Here is a 17,446-nt window from a genome sequence, read left to right as displayed (position 1 = left end):
GAAAGGAAGAATTTGCTGTTTGAGCGTAGCGAGTTTCAAATTCTTCTAGATTTTTGTCTACTTTTCATCGATGGAAAAGTAGAAGCCCGCCCGGCTTGAGGGCTAGCATTTAGAAATCAAGCACTACGAGTTTTCATTGTGAAACCTAATCCATAGTTCACGGTAAAGGCCTTTACCCAGTATCCCCCCCCTTCCTTCAATTATCTATTTGCCATTTATACAACAAGAGTACAAAAGTCCGCAACATACGTACAAGTCGGGTGAAAAAAGTTACAGGTTTTGGCAACATACGTGTTTATCAGAATCGGAGTTTTTTTAGAGATTTGATATTCGATTGTTTTCAAACTGGAAGAGGGCAAGAAGTCCGAACCATTAGCGAAGGGTCATAAAAAGAATTGGTCGTAATTAATGGTGACAATAGCGGTAATGATGACACTAACATTCAAACAGTTTTATTTAATCCTGTGGCCATAGGAAGTACTTCTTATCATTGATCCTTTAAAAACTTAGAAACCATGAAAACAATCTTATTTTCAAGAATGAAATATGCAGTACTAGTTTTAATAACGATGTTGTCATTTTCATGTAACCCGGAAGAAGAACTAATCGAGCCTGAAGTCCCCTCCTCTCAAACTGAGGATTTTTTCGGACCGTTTCAACCCCCTATTGGTCCTATACTACCCCCTGTTATCGAGGGACCAATACTACGACCCGTGTTTGGTATAGTCTATCTGAACAAAACCTTTTACATCCAATCGGGGGTGGGTGATTCCAATAGGTTTCTTCAAGTGGAAGGTGCTAACCCAAATCGTAGGGCACCGCTAAACATCGATGCATTCACGGCTAAGAAAGAGCAGCAATTTACTTTTGAAGATGCTGGTGATGGTTATGTCTACATACGTTCTAATACCCAAAGTAAAAGAGCCCTACACGTAAATGGAGCCAACAAAGATCCGGAAGCTGAGGTAAGCCTTTGGGAGGTTGTCAATCAAGATAATCTGAAATGGAAACTTTGGCAAGATTTGGCTGGAAACTTCTATATTCAATCAAAATTAGGTACGTTCCTGGATGTGCAGGAGAGTAGTAGTGAGGCTAAAACGCCAGTCTGGACGAATACAGTAGGCTCTAGGCGTGGTGATCTGGGGCGAATATGGAAACTCCACGAAACAAACCAGCCTATTACTTTTAAGAAGAAGTTCATACCTAATATGGTGACGGAGCTGTGTCCCACTACCCTGCTACGGGGTGATCGCGAGTTTGCTGGCAACGGACCCAGAATCAGAGGAAGTGTGGAGTTGGTTCAAGGCCGAGATGCTCTTCGGGCAATTATTAAGTTCAATGCGAAAGAAACAAAACCTGACTGGTCGGAAGTAGAGGGCGAATGGGTTCGTACTATTCTGATTATGCCGCCTAGTTGGACGATAGATGAGGTTTTATCGCCTCACGATAAAACGGAGTTTGACTACACCATTACCAGTCCTTCTCGAGGTTATGGATTCAATCAGGGTGACGACTGCCAACCGAATTCTAAGTGTATTTCAAGAGATGGGATAGCTGAATTCATTCACGTAGTAGGTGATACCGGAGGTAACGACATTAGCGATAACAACGAATGTTCAGATGATACTAGAATTAAAAGAATAACCTTTAGCCCATTGAACCTACAGATTACCTATCGACCATGATAGTGCTAGCGGTCATAAGTAGTCATGCAAATTAAAATACGACTTTTTACTGCGCCACGATGGCCGTCATCGCGAGGCGCGAAGCAACGAAGCGATCTCACGCTGTGGGAGACCGCTTCGCAGAGCCTCGCGGTGACGCCTTAGGAGTTATACCTTAATCTGATTGGGTACTTAATAAACAGAACAAACCAAACCTAATACCAATTTATGAGAAACTTTACTAAAAAAATCAATTGCATCAGCTTTGTTTTGCTGTGCCTAGCCAGCAGTTTTAGTACCCAAGCGCAATGGACCCAACGGGGCAATGATATTGACGGGGAAGCAGAAGACCGATCAGGCACTTCTGTCTCCCTTTCCGCTGATGGGAATACTCTAGCTATTGGAGCTCCCAATGATTTCTTAGGTTTGGGTCCTGCAGGGTACGTACGGGTGTACACCTGGAACGGTACGGCCTGGACTCGACGGGGCAATGATATTGACGGGGAAGCAATTGGGGACGTATCAGGCGTTTCTGTCTCCCTTTCCTCAGATGGGAATACCCTGGCTATTGGGGCTCCTGGTAATGGCGGAACAGGTGAAAGTGCCGGGCACGTACGGGTCCACACCTGGAATGGGACGGCTTGGATTCAACGGGGCAATGACATTGACGGAGAAGCAGCAGGTGACCGATCAGGTAGATCTGTCTCCCTGTCTTCGGATGGGAATACCCTGGCCATTGGGGCTCCTTTTAGCGACGGAACAGGTGAAAGTGCCGGGCACGTACGGGTCCACACCTGGAATGGAACGGCTTGGATTCAACGGGGCAATGACATTGACGGAGAAGCCGCCGGGGATTTTTCAGGCTTTTCTGTCTCCCTTTCCTCGGATGGAAATACCCTGGCTATTGGGGCGCCCAATGATTTATTCGGCTCAGGTACAGCAGGACACGTACGGGTCTACACCTGGAATGAAACGGCTTGGATTCAACGGGGCAGTGATATTGACGGGGAAGCAATTGGGGACGTATCAGGCACTTCTGTCTCCCTTTCTTCGGATGGGAATATCTTAGCTATTGGGGCTTCTGGTAATGACGGAGCTGGATCAGATGCTGGGCACGTACGGGTCTATACCTGGAACGGTACAGCTTGGACCCAACGGGGCAATGACATTAACGGAGAAGACATTGTGGACGAATCAGGCGCTTCTGTCTCCCTTTCTTCGGATGGGAATACCCTGGCTATTGGGGCTCCTGGTAATGCTGGTAATGATGGAACAGACGTACGTGCAGGACGCGTACGGGTCTACACCTGGAATGGCACGGCTTGGACCCAACGGGGCAATAATATTGATGGAGAAGCATTATTTGACGGATCAGGCCGTTCTGTCTCCCTTTCCTCGGATGGGAACACCGTTGCCATTGGGGCTCCGAGTAATGAAGGAACAGATAGAAATGCAGGGCACGTAAGGGTATACGAATTCCCAGACCCAGAGATCAATCTAAAGCAAAATACTGCGGAGATTGCCTCCGGAGAGACCTACGATTTTGGTGAAGTAGCTACTAATGTCTCTTTGGCTGAAGTCGATTTCACCCTGGAAAATACCGGTACCGCAGATTTAGTACTCTCTGGTACGGTAGGAAATTTACTGGCGGTATCCGGTACGGATGCCGACCAGTTTAGGATAGATCAAACCCAAATAACCTCCCCTCTTGTTGCTGGTAGTGATCAGACCTTTACGGTCACGTTCTCCCCCACCAGTGAAGGAGAGAAAGACGCTACACTTACCATCATCAGCAATGATGCCGACGAAGGTACCTATACCCTTAACCTAAGTGGAACCGGGGTGGTTGCACCCGTGGGTACTCCCGAGATCAACCTAAGGCAGGGAAACACCGCAATTGCCTCCGGGGAGACCTACGATTTTGGGGAACTCAATACCAATACCTCTTCGGCGGAGATTGATTTCACCTTAGAAAATACGGGTGAGGCAGATTTAGAGCTATCCGGTACAGCCGGAAGTTTAGTAGTGCTATCCGGTACGGATACCGATCAGTTTGTGGTAAGCCAATCTGACGTGACCTCACCGATTGCAGCGGGTAGCAATCAGAGTTTCACAATAAGTTTCTCTCCAACCAGCGAGGGGGAAAAGACCGCTACGATAACCATCATTAGTAATGATACTGATGAGGGTACCTACACCCTTAACCTAAGCGGAACCAGCGTGGTACCAGCCATCACCGAGCCAGAGATCAACCTAACCCAAGATGCTACAGCGATTGCCTCGGGGGAGACCTACGATTTTGGCGAGGTGGATATTGATGCTACTTCTACCGAAGTCAGTTTCACCCTGGAAAATACGGGCGACGCAGATTTAATGCTTTCGGGTACGGCCGGAAGTTTATTGGTGTTAGCTGGTACCCAGGCCAATCAGTTTACGGTAGATCAAGCCCAAATAATCTCGCCCCTGGCGGGTGATAGCACGCAGACCTTTACGGTCACGTTCTCGCCCACCAGCGAGGGGGAAAAAACCGCCACACTCATCATTACCAGCAATGATGCCGACGAAGGTACCTATACCATTAACCTGAGTGGAACGGGAACCGAGATCATCACTTCACTTTCAATTACGGAGCAGGAATCGGTAATGATTTATCCCAACCCCACCGGAGATAGAGTCATGGCAAAAAATCTACCTTCTGGCAACAGTACATTTGTACTCGCTGATGCCTTAGGCAATACAATCTTGGTAGGAGAAGCCTCCCACACCTTAGAATTGGATATATCAGGGCTTGCGGTAGGCACCTATACCCTTACTTTCACCACGCGTGAAAAGGTACTCATTAATAAAATTATAAAATATTAAGTTTTGGATGATTGAAAGCTAACTCGCTAACTGATTATAAAAGACTGTGATGAATAGTAAGCCCTTCCAGAAAATTATCATTATACAAGAGACCAAACTTACCACTTCTGATGGGGCTGGCATTACAGCCCATAAGACTACAATGCAAACAGAAAAATGAAAGCAAAAATGAAAACACAACTCGTACTATTACTATCTATTGTGCTATTGTCAAGTAGCGTAATCGCCCAAGAAGTAGATATCTATTATCAAATTATCACCAAGAGTAATAACAAAGTTTTAACAGCCAGAAGCAATAAACAGGAGTCTGGAATTTTTGTGAGAAGCAATGAGAATAGCCTTCAACAAGTTTTCAAGTTTATACCCACTGATGAAGAAGATGATTATTTCTTTATTCAAAGCGCTTTAGGGAGGTTTCTCCATGTTTATAAAAATAATAGTAATCCAAGAGCTGAGGTACGTCTACTGGATTTTAGCAATAAGGATAACTTTAAATGGAAGTTAGTAGAAGCAGAAGGGGGACATTTCTATGTAAAAAATAAATTAGGCACCTCGTTAGACATTAAAGGTGGCAACGCTGAATCTATTAGTGCTTGGATGAATAACCAAAATGTTGAAAAATGGAGAATCAAAAAGTTAGGTGAAAACAAATGGTACGAAAAAAATAAAGTACAGATTAAGTCTTCAATGAATGATAACCTTCTTTTGACGGTAAGAAAAAATGAAAATAGATCCGGCATTTACGTTGATAATCAAAAGAGTAGTCCGAAGCAGACCTTTCACTTCATTCCTACCGGAGACGGATATTACTATATAAAAAACGATTTAGGGTTATACGTTCATGTGTATGAGAACAAAAAAAGTCTTGAAGCTGAAGTACGTCTATGGGATTATGATAGAAAGGATGGCTTTAAGTGGAAATTGGAAGCTACTAGTGGAAGCTTTTTCATTAAATCTAAAAACGGGACATATCTGGAGGTAAAAGGGGGACGGAACGAACCCAATACTAGTGTATGGATGTATTCCCGAAATGGCTCTAATGCTCAACAATGGAAATTAACCCGATGGTTAGACCGGAACTTTACTTCGTTTGATCCTAAAAGGCATGGCTTTAAGTTTTCTAACTCTTTCAGCTCAAACAATAGGGATATTTCATTTATAAAAATGCAAGGAATGTGTGGAGGGATGATTTACGCAGCCATGGATCATTATGTTCATAATGTTCCCATACCTTCCAACGAAAGTGTCCCCGCTGAATTAAGCCCCTTAGAGGAATACATATACGAAAGACACATGAATAGTTGGGAGGGGAACGCAGCTAAGTGGGCAGAATTTGCCGGAACTAACGTTGCTAGTGCTAGGGACAGAGAATTCTTCTACTGGGGACTTGAGGGTAGGTTATACGATTTGAAAAGGAGAATAGACAGCGGAAAGCCCGTTATATTAGGACTAAACACAACAACATATAACCCACTTCAAAACCATGTGGTCTTGGCTATTGGTTATGATTTGAATGGATACAGGGGAAAAAAAGAAAAAGATAGGAATAAGGGCAAGGTTATTATCTATGTTTATGACCCCAATAAACCGAATAAAGTAATGGCTCTAAAACCACGGGTTAAATACAATAACTATGATTATCACTCTGCAACTAGCTTGGGAGACGGTACTTACAAAATAGGTAGGAAGGTGGCAGACAAACAATGGCGAACCTACTTTGTAGATGATAACTATCGTGCTGTAAGACCGGGCAGATTTTGATATAGCGTGTTTATGTTGCTTTGAAAGACCCCGCCAAGAGATACTATTCAATTTTGTTAAACTAAGATCAATGCAGTAGCAAGGAGAGAATTCCTAATACGAGTCCGAGAACCGCTTTAGCACTTCAGTATCCGTCTTTTTGTGAGTATAAATTACTCAACCGTTCAAAATCAACGAATCAGTCTCGCTGAACCATCGACCGCTCAGGAAACTCCCTTGCGCTGACTTTAGACATTCTATTTTCTAACCTAACCCTTTTTACCATGATTCAAGAAATACTACAGCCAGAGTTGCCCTCTGCCCGGAAAGTTAACCGAGCGTCGGTGCACACCCTCCCAGCTTGCAAAAGAACATTACGATTACTACTACTAACGGTAAGCGTCTGGATAACAATCCTACCACTTGCCGCCCAGGTTAACGAAGAGTGGGTCGCCCGCTACTCTGACCGTGATTTCAGTGTTGATGGAGCTACTGCACTAGCGGTAGATGCGGCGGGTAACGTGTACGTGATCGGAAGCAGAGAGAGTAAAAGAGGAAGAATTCAAGATTACGTTACTGTCAAGTATAATTCGACCGGCGAGCAGCAGTGGGTGATGCCTTATAATAACCCTGTTGCCCGTGATCATAAAGCTACTGCACTAGCGGTAGATGCGTTAGGTAACGTGTACGTGACTGGGGGAAGTGGCTCGGACTATGCCACTATTAAGTACGATACAAACGGCAAGCAGCAGTGGGTGAGGCGTTACAGTAGCGGTAAAGCTACCGCCCTAGCAGTAGATGCGGCGGGTAACGTGTACGTGACTGGCGAAAGCGCAGGGAGGTTTCCTGATAGGGCAGACTACGCGACTATCAAGTACAATACTGACGGCCAGCAGCTCTGGGTCGCCCGCTACAATGGCTTTGATTTCAGCAGAGATATAGCTACCGCTCTAGCGGTAGATGCGACGGGTAATGTGTATGTGACTGGAATAAGCAACGGAGACTACGCGACTATCAAGTACGATACGAACGGTCAGCAGCTCTGGGTCGAGCGTTATGATGCCTCCCTTCCAGACGGAGCTCCCGCTCTAGCGGTAGATGAGGCGGGCAATGTGTACGTGACTGGAGGAAGCAGAGGAAATGGCTTTAATGATAATTACGCCACTATTAAGTACAATATGGACGGCCAGCAGCTCTGGGTCGCCCGCTACGATAGCCCTGGTTCCAATAGAGATATAGCTACTGCCCTAGCGGTAGATGCGACGGGTAATGTGTATGTGACTGGATTAAGTGTTGGCGAACGAACTAGCTACGCCACTATTAAGTACGATACGGACGGCCAACAGCTTTGGGTCGAACGTTATATTAGCCCTAAACTCGTCGGTTTCGCTAGTGATGGAGCTACCGCCCTGGCGGTGGATGCTGCGAGTAATGTGTACGTGACCGGAGGAAGTGGCTCTGACTATGCCACTATCAAGTACGATACAGACGGCCAACAGCTCTGGGTCAAGCGTTATATTGATGGTGATCGAGCTACTGATTTGGCAGTGGATGCGACGGACAATGTGTACGTGACTGGAGGAAGTGGCAATAGCTATGCGACCATTAAGTACAGTCAAGTGAGCGATACCGAAGCACCGATCATTACGCTGGTGGATGACGGGGATGGCGACCCTACCACCAACCGATTTAGCTTATCGGCTGACGAGCAGTGCGAAGTGTCTCGCCTACTGCTAAGCTTCGTAGATAATGTCACCGACGAAGTAGACGGCCCAGTTGTGCCAGTGTTTACCGTAAACGGCACCGCGGTGGGGCCAGATTATACCTTTCCACTAGGAGAAACTACTGTGCAGGTTACCGCCACCGATCAGGCTGATAATGTGGCGCAACTTAGCTTTATCGTGGTAGTGGTAGACGAGGAAGCCCCCACTCCCGATGTAGCTACGCTTCCTACCGTAGCGTTAGCACTCAACGAAACCCTCGCCACCGTGCCCACCTCTACCGACAACTGCACTTCGGGCACCATAGTGGCGAGTACCGAAGACCCTCTGAGCTACCCTGCACCGGGTGAGTACACCATCACTTGGCAGTATACCGACGAGGCGGGTAACGTAACTACTCAGATCCAAACTGTCAATGTAGTATCACCCGTCGTAGAGCGCCTGAAGCTGACTTCTATGTGCTCCGATAATCCTAGGCAGCAGCGACGGTGGCGGGTACGTAATCCCAATGAAGAAGATGTTATCTATTCCTATGTCGTGTACGGTACTCAGCAGCGCGAAGAAAATCTGATTGCCCCGTCCGGCGATAGCTTCTTCTTCACCACGACCGTCGGTGGCCCCAACACCACTAAAATCTTCTGGGAAGATGAGAACGGGGTAGAACAATCTACGGTGAAGGCCTCGGGTGGGGCTTCCTGTCGGCCCACCGTCACCTTCACCACCACGCAGGGAGAGTGTACCATTGCCCGGGAAGACTTCCCCAATGACCTGGCCGAGGTAGTCGCTTCCGCTCCGGCTGCTTACGCCGACTTTACCTTTAGCCGCAGCACCTTTGTGGTCGGAGTCATCGCGGGTCAGCGTACCAATGGTCGGCCCGGTGCCTGGGAAATCCACAGCGATTGCACCATCAAGCCCCTACGGCAAGGTGCCCGCAAAAACTTTAGCGAGTTGCCCAATAATGCTCATTCCGGCTTAAAGTACAACCAAAACTGGACTTTTACGGTAACGGGTATCTCTGCTGATGGCGGTACTATCTACGCCAATGCAATTAATGAGGAAGGCTTTGTGGTTACCGGAGGACAGTGCAAGGCCGCCCGCGTCCCTGATGTTGAACCGGGTACGGTAGTGCCTATTTCCTGGCAGTTATCCAACCGCCCCTTTTACGGGCGCATCAAAGGAGCCAAGCTAGGCTATGAGTGCGAGGTAGTTCGGTACAATTGCAGCAACGGTTACATTGTAGGTTGTGCTGGTTCCGTAGCGACCCGTACCGAAGGCATCGGTACCAAAGGCAGCGGAAGCCTCAGCCAGGAAACCATCAGCTTACTACCCGAAGAAGTGGCCGACCTCCAGCTTTACCCGAACCCTGGCAGCCAGGCAGTAACGCTGCAATTCATCGGCGGTACACAATGGGGCACCAGCACGCTGGTACAACTTTACGATCTGACGGGTACGTTAGTGCGAGAGCAACACATTGACGTACTCCGGCAACCGCAGTATCTAATGGATGTTGAGGAGCTGTCATCGGGGCTGTATATGGTCAAAATTATCGGGGGTGAAATCCGTAAATCGCTTCGCTTCATGAAAGAGTAGCCTGGTGAAGTCGCTAACCTAGCTACCCCTTACACCTCAGCTTGCTTCTGGCTGAGGTGTTTTACCCTTTTACTAACCAACGGGTTTAGTAAAAGACAAGACAATAGATATTCATTCAAACCAAGCATTCAATAACGCTAAAAAATTAACTATGAAAAGTTACGTTGAATTATGGAAAGTAAAAGAAAGTTGGAAAAGTTTATCCAAAGAAGAAAGAGCTAACTACTTGTCAAAATTAGCCCCCGCAATTCAGCATTTTGCTGAAAAGGGAGTTGAGGTAGTAGGCTGGGGAGAAAATGACGAAGAAACATCCAAGAAAGCAGATTATGATTATTTTGCTATCTGGAATTTCCCAAATGATGAGTTAGTAATGGAATTTGAGAATTTGGTTGAAGAGGCCGGTTGGTATAATTACTTTGAACAAGTAAATATTTGCGGAAAACCAACCTCGCCAGAAGAAATACTAGGAAAATTGGTAGAAATTTAGAAAGGGAAAAGGTGGGAAGCGAGTGACTTGTAGACCAATTTAGTCAGCAAATCGCATGGCAAAACCGTCGTTATCAATTGGACTAATATTATATAATAAATCAAATGAGAAGGCGAAAATTCTTACTCAGTAGTTCTGCTTTTGTAAGCACAATCCCATTGGCGAATTTATTTCCAACTGACATCTACAGTAATATGAATCAGGATAAATATGAGTTTAAAATAGGTGAGTTCGATTGTACAATTTTCAGAGATTTAATGTTCAAGTATCAAGCTGAAGATTATTTTATAAATGCAGAAGAAGGAGAGTTAGCAGAATCATTGGAGAAATATAAAATAAGCCCCGAAAATATACCCTCACCATTTATTGCAGTTTTATTGCAAAATGAAGACAAGAAGATATTAATTGATACAGGTTCAGGCTATTCAGATGAACCAATTACGTTTAGGGATAACCAATTTCCCCTGAAAGGTAAATTAATCTCATTATTGAAAGAAGAAGGTATAAATAGAGAGGAAATTACCGATGTAATAATAACCCATTTTCATCCAGATCATATTGGAGGAGTATATTCAGATCAAGAGCAATTGAATTACCCTAACGCAAGATTTCATATACAAGAAGAAGAATGGGAGTACTGGCATTCATCGAAATCAGATAACCAAATACCCTTATTCAAATTTTTCATTGAGAAAAATATTACCCCTTTATCAAGCCAAAATTTAAATCTAATAAAAGGAGATTTTATGGAAGTGGTTCCAGGGATAAAAACAGTAAAGGCCGGGGGACATACGCCAGGACAAATGGCGCTAGTTATAAACCAAGGACAGCAAGAAAATCAGTTGTTATATGTGTCAGATGCATTTCTGCATCCTCTTCATATAGAGAAAATAGATTGGCGAACAAATTATGACTTAGACCACGACAAAGCCAAACAGACAAGAGTGAAATTATTAAACTTAGCCTATGAAGAAAATATGTTAGTTAATGCTTTTCACTTTGACTTTCCAGGCCTAGGAAGAGTAGACAAATTAAAGGATAACTGGGTATGGAGTTATAGAGAAAAATGAAAGGATAGATACTCACAAGGACGATTATACTCCGGTCTCTTGCTAAGGCTCAAACCAGCGCGTGACCGGGTCGCTTGCTTCTATAAAAATAGAAATCAAAAATCAATCAATTAATTTACTAACCTAACATTCAAAATAATGAAACCAACCATGCTAATTGTAAGCCTTCTGTTTCTTTGGAATCTAACTGTCCATTGCCAAGATGTTGATATGGCCAGCAGCGAAGAGCTTCAACCATGGATTGAAAAAGATAAAGAATCTACCCGGGCAAAAACGAATGATAAAGTATTGATTGTCATAGTCAAAGTGAAGAATGAAGCGCGAGAAGAATTTGATACTTGGATAAAAGATGTGCTTTATTCCGCATTGTACAACAGTGAAAGTGAAATGAAAAAAGCGCAGCTATCCGAAGACCAATTATGACATTCCAAAATTTTTGAATTTGGAATATGGCGAAGAACTGGGTAAAAAGCATTGGGACAAATATCTGACCTTTATGGCTGAACCGCCTCAATCAATTGTGTTAGAGCAAACCGATTTTTAAAGGGGGAAAGGTACAGAAGTGAATAAAGCCAATCTTGAAATCTAATTCAAACTTTTTCAGAAGTACGTAAATACTTCGTATAAGGTGTGATATGAAAGCTTGACGCCGCGCCACGGATCCGTCCCACAGTAACTCATTTCTGTTCTATTGCTATCGGAACACCAATGTGCATTGTTAAATTTTACGCCCTCATCAGCTAACCGATTAATGCTAGAGGTTTCGTACAGATCACTACCGTAGCAGCTTAAATCTGTCCAACCTAGATCATCAATCAGAAAAATGACTACATTATAAGAAAGCTGCTGAGGCTCTTCGGGCACCTCACTCGGTGAGAGACAAGAACATAGACTAATGAAGATAGCTGGCAAGCAATATCTGAGGTGTTGCATACGCTAAGTAAGCAAAAAGCAGTCATCTATCCAATGGACGTAGTAAGCCACACTGCGCGACTATTGAAATAGTTTAAATAACCCTTGAGGCTCTCTCGCTTGCTCAGGTTTAATAGTTGGATCGTACTCAAAACGAAACCTTAATTCAAATACCCAACCGTTAGCACGAAAATTAGGGCTATCATCCAGCGTATATGACGTACCCCGCAGTTGCCAATCTTCCCGCTCGCTTATTTTGTATCCACCACTGATACCTATAAAACCTAAGGTGCCCGGAAACACAAATCGGCGTTCCACCCCAACCCCCGCCGTACCATTTACCATGGCATCAGTCATGTATTGCTTGATTTCCAAATCAGCTGTATTTAGGTTATTTAAGCTCCCTTGAAAAGAAGTACCACTTATCACTTCCGATACTCGGAGAAAACTCAGTCCAACTCCAAAACCTAAATACGGGTAGACCAACCATTTCTGACTGGGGATTACGTCATAATTTCCGGTTACGGATAGCTCCCAATAATTTACTCTGGATTCGCGCAGATTATCATTCTCAAGATTGTCGAGGAGGGTAAAATAGGTAAGTTGAGAACGACTGTAGGAGTTTTGATCGCGGTGGCGCATAGTAAAGCCAAGTGCGGCACCAGCCATATCAGGCAAAAGTGTAGGCTGGTTAGCTTGCTGAAGCATCGCATTGAGGTTATCTACATCAATGGTCTGAGCATGAAGCCCCATGTAAAAACCAGTTCTCCATACCCTGGTAGTATCCGTAAGAGTTACTTCTGGAAGCTGAGAATATCCCTGAAGTGGCATGTATAGTACTACTGTAAGCGAAGTAAGTACCCAAAGTAGCGTTTTCCTTTTCATGATTATTTATTTCTGCCAGAAAGTTAACTAGTCAACCCTGAAGAAGTATCTAAAGAATTGATTATCAAATAAAATGCGACATAAAATGACGCAACAAAGCTCATTAAATTTGCCAGTTTCTGCTTACCTTGCTTCAAAAGCTTGCAATATTTATGAAAAGCGACTCGCCTAACCAGCAGCAAACGTCACTGTTTACTACTGATTTGATTGATTGCCTTAATCCGAACAATCGCCTGTATCAATTAGCTCAGCGACTACCTTGGGCTGCTATTGAGAAGGACTTTGAAGGCTACTATTCTAAGCTAGGGCAACCGGCCAAACCAATACGATTAATGGTCGGGCTGCTGATGTTGAAGCAGTTAGAAAATCTCAGTGATGAAGTCTTGGTAGAACGTTGGTGCGAGAATCCGTATTACCAATTTTTCTGTGGCATGGCTACTTTTCAGTGGGAAGCGCCTTGCCATCCTACTGATCTGGTCTACTTCCGAAAACGTATCGGTAAAGAAGGGGCTGAAAAATTACTGTCCTATTCGCTGCATATTCATCCCGAAGCAGTGCGAAAAGTAGATCAGGTGCTCATTGACACGACTGTCCAAGAGAAGAACATTACGTATCCCACAGATGCCAAGTTAGCAGTTAGGGTGATTGATAAGTGTCGCAAGATAGCTTCCAAAGAAGGTATTCAACTGCGACAATCCTACCGAAGAGTGGTCAAGTCACACCTACTCAATCAACGTTTTGCGACCCACCCTAAGAACCGCAAGAAAGCTAGGTCTTCCTTACGTAGCCTGAAAACCATTGCCGGGCGACTCATCCGAGAGTTGCGCCGTAAGCTTCCTACTGGCTCATTAGCCTACCATCGGAATGTATTGAAGCGTTTTGAACGAGTCATTAAACAACAGCGCACAGATAAAAACAAAATCTACAGCCTACACGAACCTGATGTAGCTTGCATCATCAAAGGCAAAGTAGCGAAGAAATACGAGTTTGGCAGTAAAGCATCCCTGGCCTTGACCAAAGAAAGTAATTTAATTGTCGGGGTAGCCAGCTTCAAGGGGAATCCCCATGACAGTCACACCCTGGAAGAGACACTAAATGCCGTCGAACGCGCTTCTGGGCAACGTCCCAAAGAGGGTATTTGCGACCGAGGCTATCGGGGTAAGGCTAGGGTCGGCTCCACGCAGATCAGTATTCCCAAAGCTAAAAAACATAGAAATAATTATCAGAAACAGAAAACTAGAAAGAAGTTCCGTCGCCGAGCGGCTATTGAGCCAGTCATTGGTCACACCAAACAAGGTTTCCGATTAGAAAGAAACTATCTCAAGAGCTTTTTGGGCGATGAAATCAATCTCAATCTAGCGGCTATGGCCTTCAATCTGAAAAGTTGGATCAGAAAGCAAAACACCATTTTTGTCCACTGGCTGCAACGGTGGATTTACACTCTGATGAATGCAGCAGATGCGAATATGAGACTTCTTCAGGGTTGACTAACTAATTCTCCCCTACCTCTAGCTTTATCACCAACCCATCAGACTTCAGGCAAGTAGTTAAACCAGCAGATCACTGATATAGCTTATGGCTGTTAGGTTTAGTAGACTACTACCGAGAATCCTGAATCACAATCGCTTGCTCTATCTCAACTGCTTCAATGCTTACTTAGCCTACTGATTATCTTTTCCAGGTGTTCGGTGGGAAAGTAGCCAGTCAAATACGGCTGGATTGTTATAGGTCTTTGTCCAAGAGTCGTGTCCGGCTTCGGGATAGGTCGTCAGCTTTACATTGCCTTTGGCTCGCTGAAGAGCTTCTACCATTGCCACGGTTCGAGACAGGGGAATGACTTGGTCTTTCGCTCCGTGAAACGCCCAAACAGGTACATCTTTCAGCCACTGAGCGTAACTGGGGGTACCTCCTCCGCAGATAGGCACAATGGCCGCAAACATATCGGGATACTGAATTCCCATTCGCCAGGCGCCGAAGCCACCCCGGCTCAACCCGGTCAGATACACCCGACTCAAGTCTACTCGATGGTTAGCAATCACTTCGTCTAGCAACTGTTTCAGAGCCGCATCATTCCATAGTTTATTCTCGGGGTTTTGCGGGGAAATGATAATAAACGGAAACTGCTTACCCCGCTCAATTAGCTTGGGTGGCCCGTGCTTTTTTACCAGCTCAATATTATCACCAGTTTCTCCCCCACCGTGCAAGAATAGCAGGAGTGGAAATTCTTGGTCACTAACCGATTCATAATCTTGAGGAAGGTATTTCAGGTACTGCAAACCTGCTTCTTCAGACTGGTGTACGGTTTGCTGAGCCAACATAATTTGACTACTCACTAAAATAATAATGATAAGCAGTGAGAACTTGTTAAGAATCATTTTCATATTCGTCTATATAAGACCTCCAAAATTTCAGAAACTTTGGAGGTCTAGTTGTTAATGTATCTCTTCCTTGAACTCAGTATCTTTATCTTTAGACAAGAAGTCAGCACCGGAGGCAATGCCTTTCTTCCCGGATTTCAGTAGTGCGTCATCGGTTACTTTTTCAATGGGAGTGTAGCAAGAAGCAGGTTCGTCTTTGTAGGGCTTGTTAGTAACTTTATTGTAAACCGAAATTAATGACCAACGGGAATGATCGCTGAGGTTAGCATTGGAACGGTGCAGCAAGTTGCAGTGAAAGAAGAGTGCATCACCGGGCTGAAGCTCTACGTATACCAGTTCGTGTTGCTTCATAGCTTCCTCAACTTTTTCCATGTGGGCACCTACTTGCTCTCCGGTAATATTATGCTCTACCCGACCCATGCGGTGCGTGCCTTTTAGCACTTGCATACAGCCGTTTTCTTTCGTGGCCTCAGTTAAAGCCAACATAATGCTCACCATCTCCGGGTACAGAAACCCATTATTATACCAATAGCCGTAGTCCTGATGCCACTCCCAGGCTCCACCCTTTTTAGGCTCTTTCTGCATCAATTTGGAATGATAATGCCCGACCGTACCGTCCAGAATCATTTCAGCCGCCTCTACCATACGAGCCGAGCGGCTGTAGAGTCCGTAGATATCATCTTGAGGTGTGTACCACAACGCCAGCTTGGTTCGCAGGCCTTGACTATCATTAAAGTCAAATGATTTCTCATTAATCACCTTATCTTCAGTCGAAGTTTGGTAAATGAGGTTAGCTTCCTCCGGTGTGAAAAAGTCTTTGATAATAACATAGCCGTCGCGTTCAAAATCAGCTAGGTGTTGGTGGGTGAATGGTGAAAAAGTGCTCATGATGGGTTCGTTTGTTTTTCAATAATTTTTCCGCTGTCTTTCTCCTTTAAGATAACTTTCTTCCGACCATCGGGCAAGTGTTCTTCTTTAATTAGCCAGTGCGATTCATCATACTCTTTCGCCCCCAGTGGCTGGCTTCCTTCGGTATTACCGCGCCATTCGGGTAATTCAACTGGTTCCCACTGTTTACTTTTGGCGGACTTGTAGCTGGCATCCATAATGGCGTTGACGACGTAGCCATCGTAGAAGCTTTCCATTGGCGACTGCTGGTCGTCCATCGCGTTAAACATATCAGTGAACATGTGGGTGTAACCCAGCGCATGAATCTCGTCGCCCACCGGAAAGAGCCAGCCCGTTTCTTGTTCAGCTTTTTCGGCTACGTAGCCCTGCATCCCGACCGAAGTAAACAGTTCGTAGCCCGTTCGTAAGAAATGATCAATACGGATGGTTCCTTCGGTACCGGAGACTTCATCGCGTAAATCCATTCCTCCTCGGAAAGCCCAACTAACTTCAAACTGGGTGACCGCCCCAGTTTCGTAGCGGACTAAGCCTACCGCGTGATCCTCAGCCTCGATGGGTTTAACCAACGTATCCGCCCAGCACATCACTTCTAGGGGTTTTACATCCTTCCCTACAAAGTTTCGTCCTATCTCAATGCAGTGACAACCCATGTCAATGATCGCCCCACCGCCCGAGTATTCGGGATTCCAAAACCAATCACTGTGCGGACCAGGATGGGCTTCCCGCGAGCGAGTCCAGAGCACCTGCCCTACTGCTCCTCGCTCGACAGCTTGTTGGGCTTTTAGTGTTTTGGGCGTATACACTAAATCTTCCAGATAGCCGTGAAAGACACCAGCTTTTTCTACTGCTTGCAGAATTTCCAGTGCCTCCGCCCCATTCATGGCTAAGGGTTTGGTACATAGGATATTCTTCCCCGCTGCAACCGCTGCCAGAATTGCTTCTTTGTGCAAGTGATTAGGTAAAGCGACAATGACAGTATCACTTTGATCGTCTTGTACCGCCTGCTGAATATCGGTGTAGGTGGTGGGAACATTCCACTTTTTAGCAAATTCCTTTACCCGATCTTCCGATCGAGAGTACACTGACTGGACGACTTCCCGTCCCCGGTGTTGGTAGAGGCTAGCAACGTAGAAGTCGCCAATCAATCCGGTGCCAAGCAATGTAATCTGATGAATGTTATTGGACATAGGCTAAGGTTGAAGGTTGAAAGTTGAAAGTTGAAAGTTGA

Annotated in this window: 13 protein-coding genes; 8 read left to right on the top strand and 5 right to left on the bottom strand. The window is 45.1% G+C overall.

Annotated elements, in window-relative coordinates; genetic code table 11:
- Positions 1–569 precede the first annotated feature (569 nt).
- From P0M28_RS28255 to P0M28_RS28225, 7 genes are all read left to right on the top strand, one after another.
- Positions 570–1,685 carry an RICIN domain-containing protein gene (locus P0M28_RS28255; protein WP_302206858.1) on the top strand — a complete coding sequence of 372 codons (1,116 nt, stop codon included), beginning with the start codon at positions 570–572 and terminating at the stop codon, positions 1,683–1,685.
- Between the two features lie 207 nt (positions 1,686–1,892).
- Positions 1,893–4,526: a choice-of-anchor D domain-containing protein gene (locus P0M28_RS28250; RefSeq protein ID WP_302206857.1), complete on the top strand. Its 2,634-nt coding sequence runs from the start codon at positions 1,893–1,895 to the stop codon at positions 4,524–4,526.
- A gap of 168 nt (positions 4,527–4,694) precedes the next feature.
- The gene (locus tag P0M28_RS28245; RefSeq protein WP_302206856.1) at positions 4,695–6,287 is read left to right on the top strand and encodes an RICIN domain-containing protein; all 1,593 of its coding nucleotides are present in this window, start codon (positions 4,695–4,697) and stop codon (positions 6,285–6,287) included.
- Positions 6,288–6,550: 263 nt separating this feature from the next.
- Entirely contained in the window at positions 6,551–9,577 is a 3,027-nt protein-coding gene (locus tag P0M28_RS28240; RefSeq protein ID WP_302206855.1) for a T9SS type A sorting domain-containing protein, read from the top strand.
- Between the two features lie 151 nt (positions 9,578–9,728).
- Entirely contained in the window at positions 9,729–10,064 is a 336-nt protein-coding gene (locus P0M28_RS28235; protein ID WP_302206854.1) for a DUF6616 family protein, read from the top strand.
- 194 nt (positions 10,065–10,258) lie between these two features.
- On the top strand, positions 10,259–11,134 hold the full coding sequence (locus tag P0M28_RS28230) for an MBL fold metallo-hydrolase (RefSeq protein ID WP_302206853.1): 876 nt from the start codon (positions 10,259–10,261) through the stop codon (positions 11,132–11,134).
- Between the two features lie 138 nt (positions 11,135–11,272).
- Positions 11,273–11,557 carry a hypothetical protein gene (locus P0M28_RS28225; RefSeq protein ID WP_302206852.1) on the top strand — a complete coding sequence of 95 codons (285 nt, stop codon included), beginning with the start codon at positions 11,273–11,275 and terminating at the stop codon, positions 11,555–11,557.
- 177 nt (positions 11,558–11,734) lie between these two features.
- Here the strand turns inward: P0M28_RS28225 and P0M28_RS31215 are convergent, their stop codons facing one another.
- Both P0M28_RS31215 and P0M28_RS28220 read right to left on the bottom strand, forming a co-directional pair.
- Positions 11,735–12,067, bottom strand: coding sequence for a sulfatase-like hydrolase/transferase (locus tag P0M28_RS31215; protein ID WP_367281886.1), 333 nt, complete (start codon positions 12,065–12,067; stop codon positions 11,735–11,737).
- A gap of 60 nt (positions 12,068–12,127) precedes the next feature.
- Complete coding sequence (locus tag P0M28_RS28220; protein ID WP_302206851.1) at positions 12,128–12,931, bottom strand: hypothetical protein; 804 nt, start codon at positions 12,929–12,931, stop codon at positions 12,128–12,130.
- Positions 12,932–13,083: 152 nt separating this feature from the next.
- Here P0M28_RS28220 and P0M28_RS28215 point away from each other — a divergent pair, with 152 nt between their 5' ends.
- On the top strand, positions 13,084–14,418 hold the full coding sequence (locus P0M28_RS28215) for an IS5 family transposase (RefSeq protein WP_302206850.1): 1,335 nt from the start codon (positions 13,084–13,086) through the stop codon (positions 14,416–14,418).
- 174 nt (positions 14,419–14,592) lie between these two features.
- Here the strand turns inward: P0M28_RS28215 and P0M28_RS28210 are convergent, their stop codons facing one another.
- The 3 genes from P0M28_RS28210 to P0M28_RS28200 are packed head-to-tail and all read right to left on the bottom strand — an operon-like array spanning position 14,593 to position 17,405.
- Entirely contained in the window at positions 14,593–15,312 is a 720-nt protein-coding gene (locus tag P0M28_RS28210) for a carboxylesterase family protein (RefSeq protein WP_302206849.1), read from the bottom strand.
- Positions 15,313–15,363: 51 nt separating this feature from the next.
- On the bottom strand, positions 15,364–16,197 hold the full coding sequence (locus P0M28_RS28205) for a phytanoyl-CoA dioxygenase family protein (protein ID WP_302206848.1): 834 nt from the start codon (positions 16,195–16,197) through the stop codon (positions 15,364–15,366).
- Positions 16,194–17,405, bottom strand: coding sequence for a Gfo/Idh/MocA family protein (locus P0M28_RS28200; protein WP_302206847.1), 1,212 nt, complete (start codon positions 17,403–17,405; stop codon positions 16,194–16,196). The genes P0M28_RS28205 and P0M28_RS28200 overlap by 4 nt, the downstream gene beginning before the upstream one ends.
- Positions 17,406–17,446: the final 41 nt, after the last annotated feature.

Origin of the sequence: Tunicatimonas pelagia (genome assembly GCF_030506325.1) — a bacterium.
Taxonomy (GTDB): domain Bacteria; phylum Bacteroidota; class Bacteroidia; order Cytophagales; family Cyclobacteriaceae; genus Tunicatimonas; species Tunicatimonas pelagia.
This window is presented reverse-complemented; position numbering and strand designations above follow the sequence as displayed.

What these genes read in the sequence shown, in the direction of transcription:
- P0M28_RS28255 (WP_302206858.1), top strand. Translation starts at nt 570, where the DNA reads ATGTTGTCATTTTCATGTAACCCGGAAGAAGAACTAATCGAGCCTGAA.
- P0M28_RS28250 (WP_302206857.1), top strand. Translation starts at nt 1,893, where the DNA reads ATGAGAAACTTTACTAAAAAAATCAATTGCATCAGCTTTGTTTTGCTG.
- P0M28_RS28245 (WP_302206856.1), top strand. Translation starts at nt 4,695, where the DNA reads ATGAAAACACAACTCGTACTATTACTATCTATTGTGCTATTGTCAAGT.
- P0M28_RS28240 (WP_302206855.1), top strand. Translation starts at nt 6,551, where the DNA reads ATGATTCAAGAAATACTACAGCCAGAGTTGCCCTCTGCCCGGAAAGTT.
- P0M28_RS28235 (WP_302206854.1), top strand. Translation starts at nt 9,729, where the DNA reads ATGAAAAGTTACGTTGAATTATGGAAAGTAAAAGAAAGTTGGAAAAGT.
- P0M28_RS28230 (WP_302206853.1), top strand. Translation starts at nt 10,259, where the DNA reads ATGAATCAGGATAAATATGAGTTTAAAATAGGTGAGTTCGATTGTACA.
- P0M28_RS28225 (WP_302206852.1), top strand. Translation starts at nt 11,273, where the DNA reads ATGAAACCAACCATGCTAATTGTAAGCCTTCTGTTTCTTTGGAATCTA.
- P0M28_RS31215 (WP_367281886.1), bottom strand. Translation starts at nt 12,067, where the DNA reads ATGCAACACCTCAGATATTGCTTGCCAGCTATCTTCATTAGTCTATGT.
- P0M28_RS28220 (WP_302206851.1), bottom strand. Translation starts at nt 12,931, where the DNA reads ATGAAAAGGAAAACGCTACTTTGGGTACTTACTTCGCTTACAGTAGTA.
- P0M28_RS28215 (WP_302206850.1), top strand. Translation starts at nt 13,084, where the DNA reads ATGAAAAGCGACTCGCCTAACCAGCAGCAAACGTCACTGTTTACTACT.
- P0M28_RS28210 (WP_302206849.1), bottom strand. Translation starts at nt 15,312, where the DNA reads ATGAAAATGATTCTTAACAAGTTCTCACTGCTTATCATTATTATTTTA.
- P0M28_RS28205 (WP_302206848.1), bottom strand. Translation starts at nt 16,197, where the DNA reads ATGAGCACTTTTTCACCATTCACCCACCAACACCTAGCTGATTTTGAA.
- P0M28_RS28200 (WP_302206847.1), bottom strand. Translation starts at nt 17,405, where the DNA reads ATGTCCAATAACATTCATCAGATTACATTGCTTGGCACCGGATTGATT.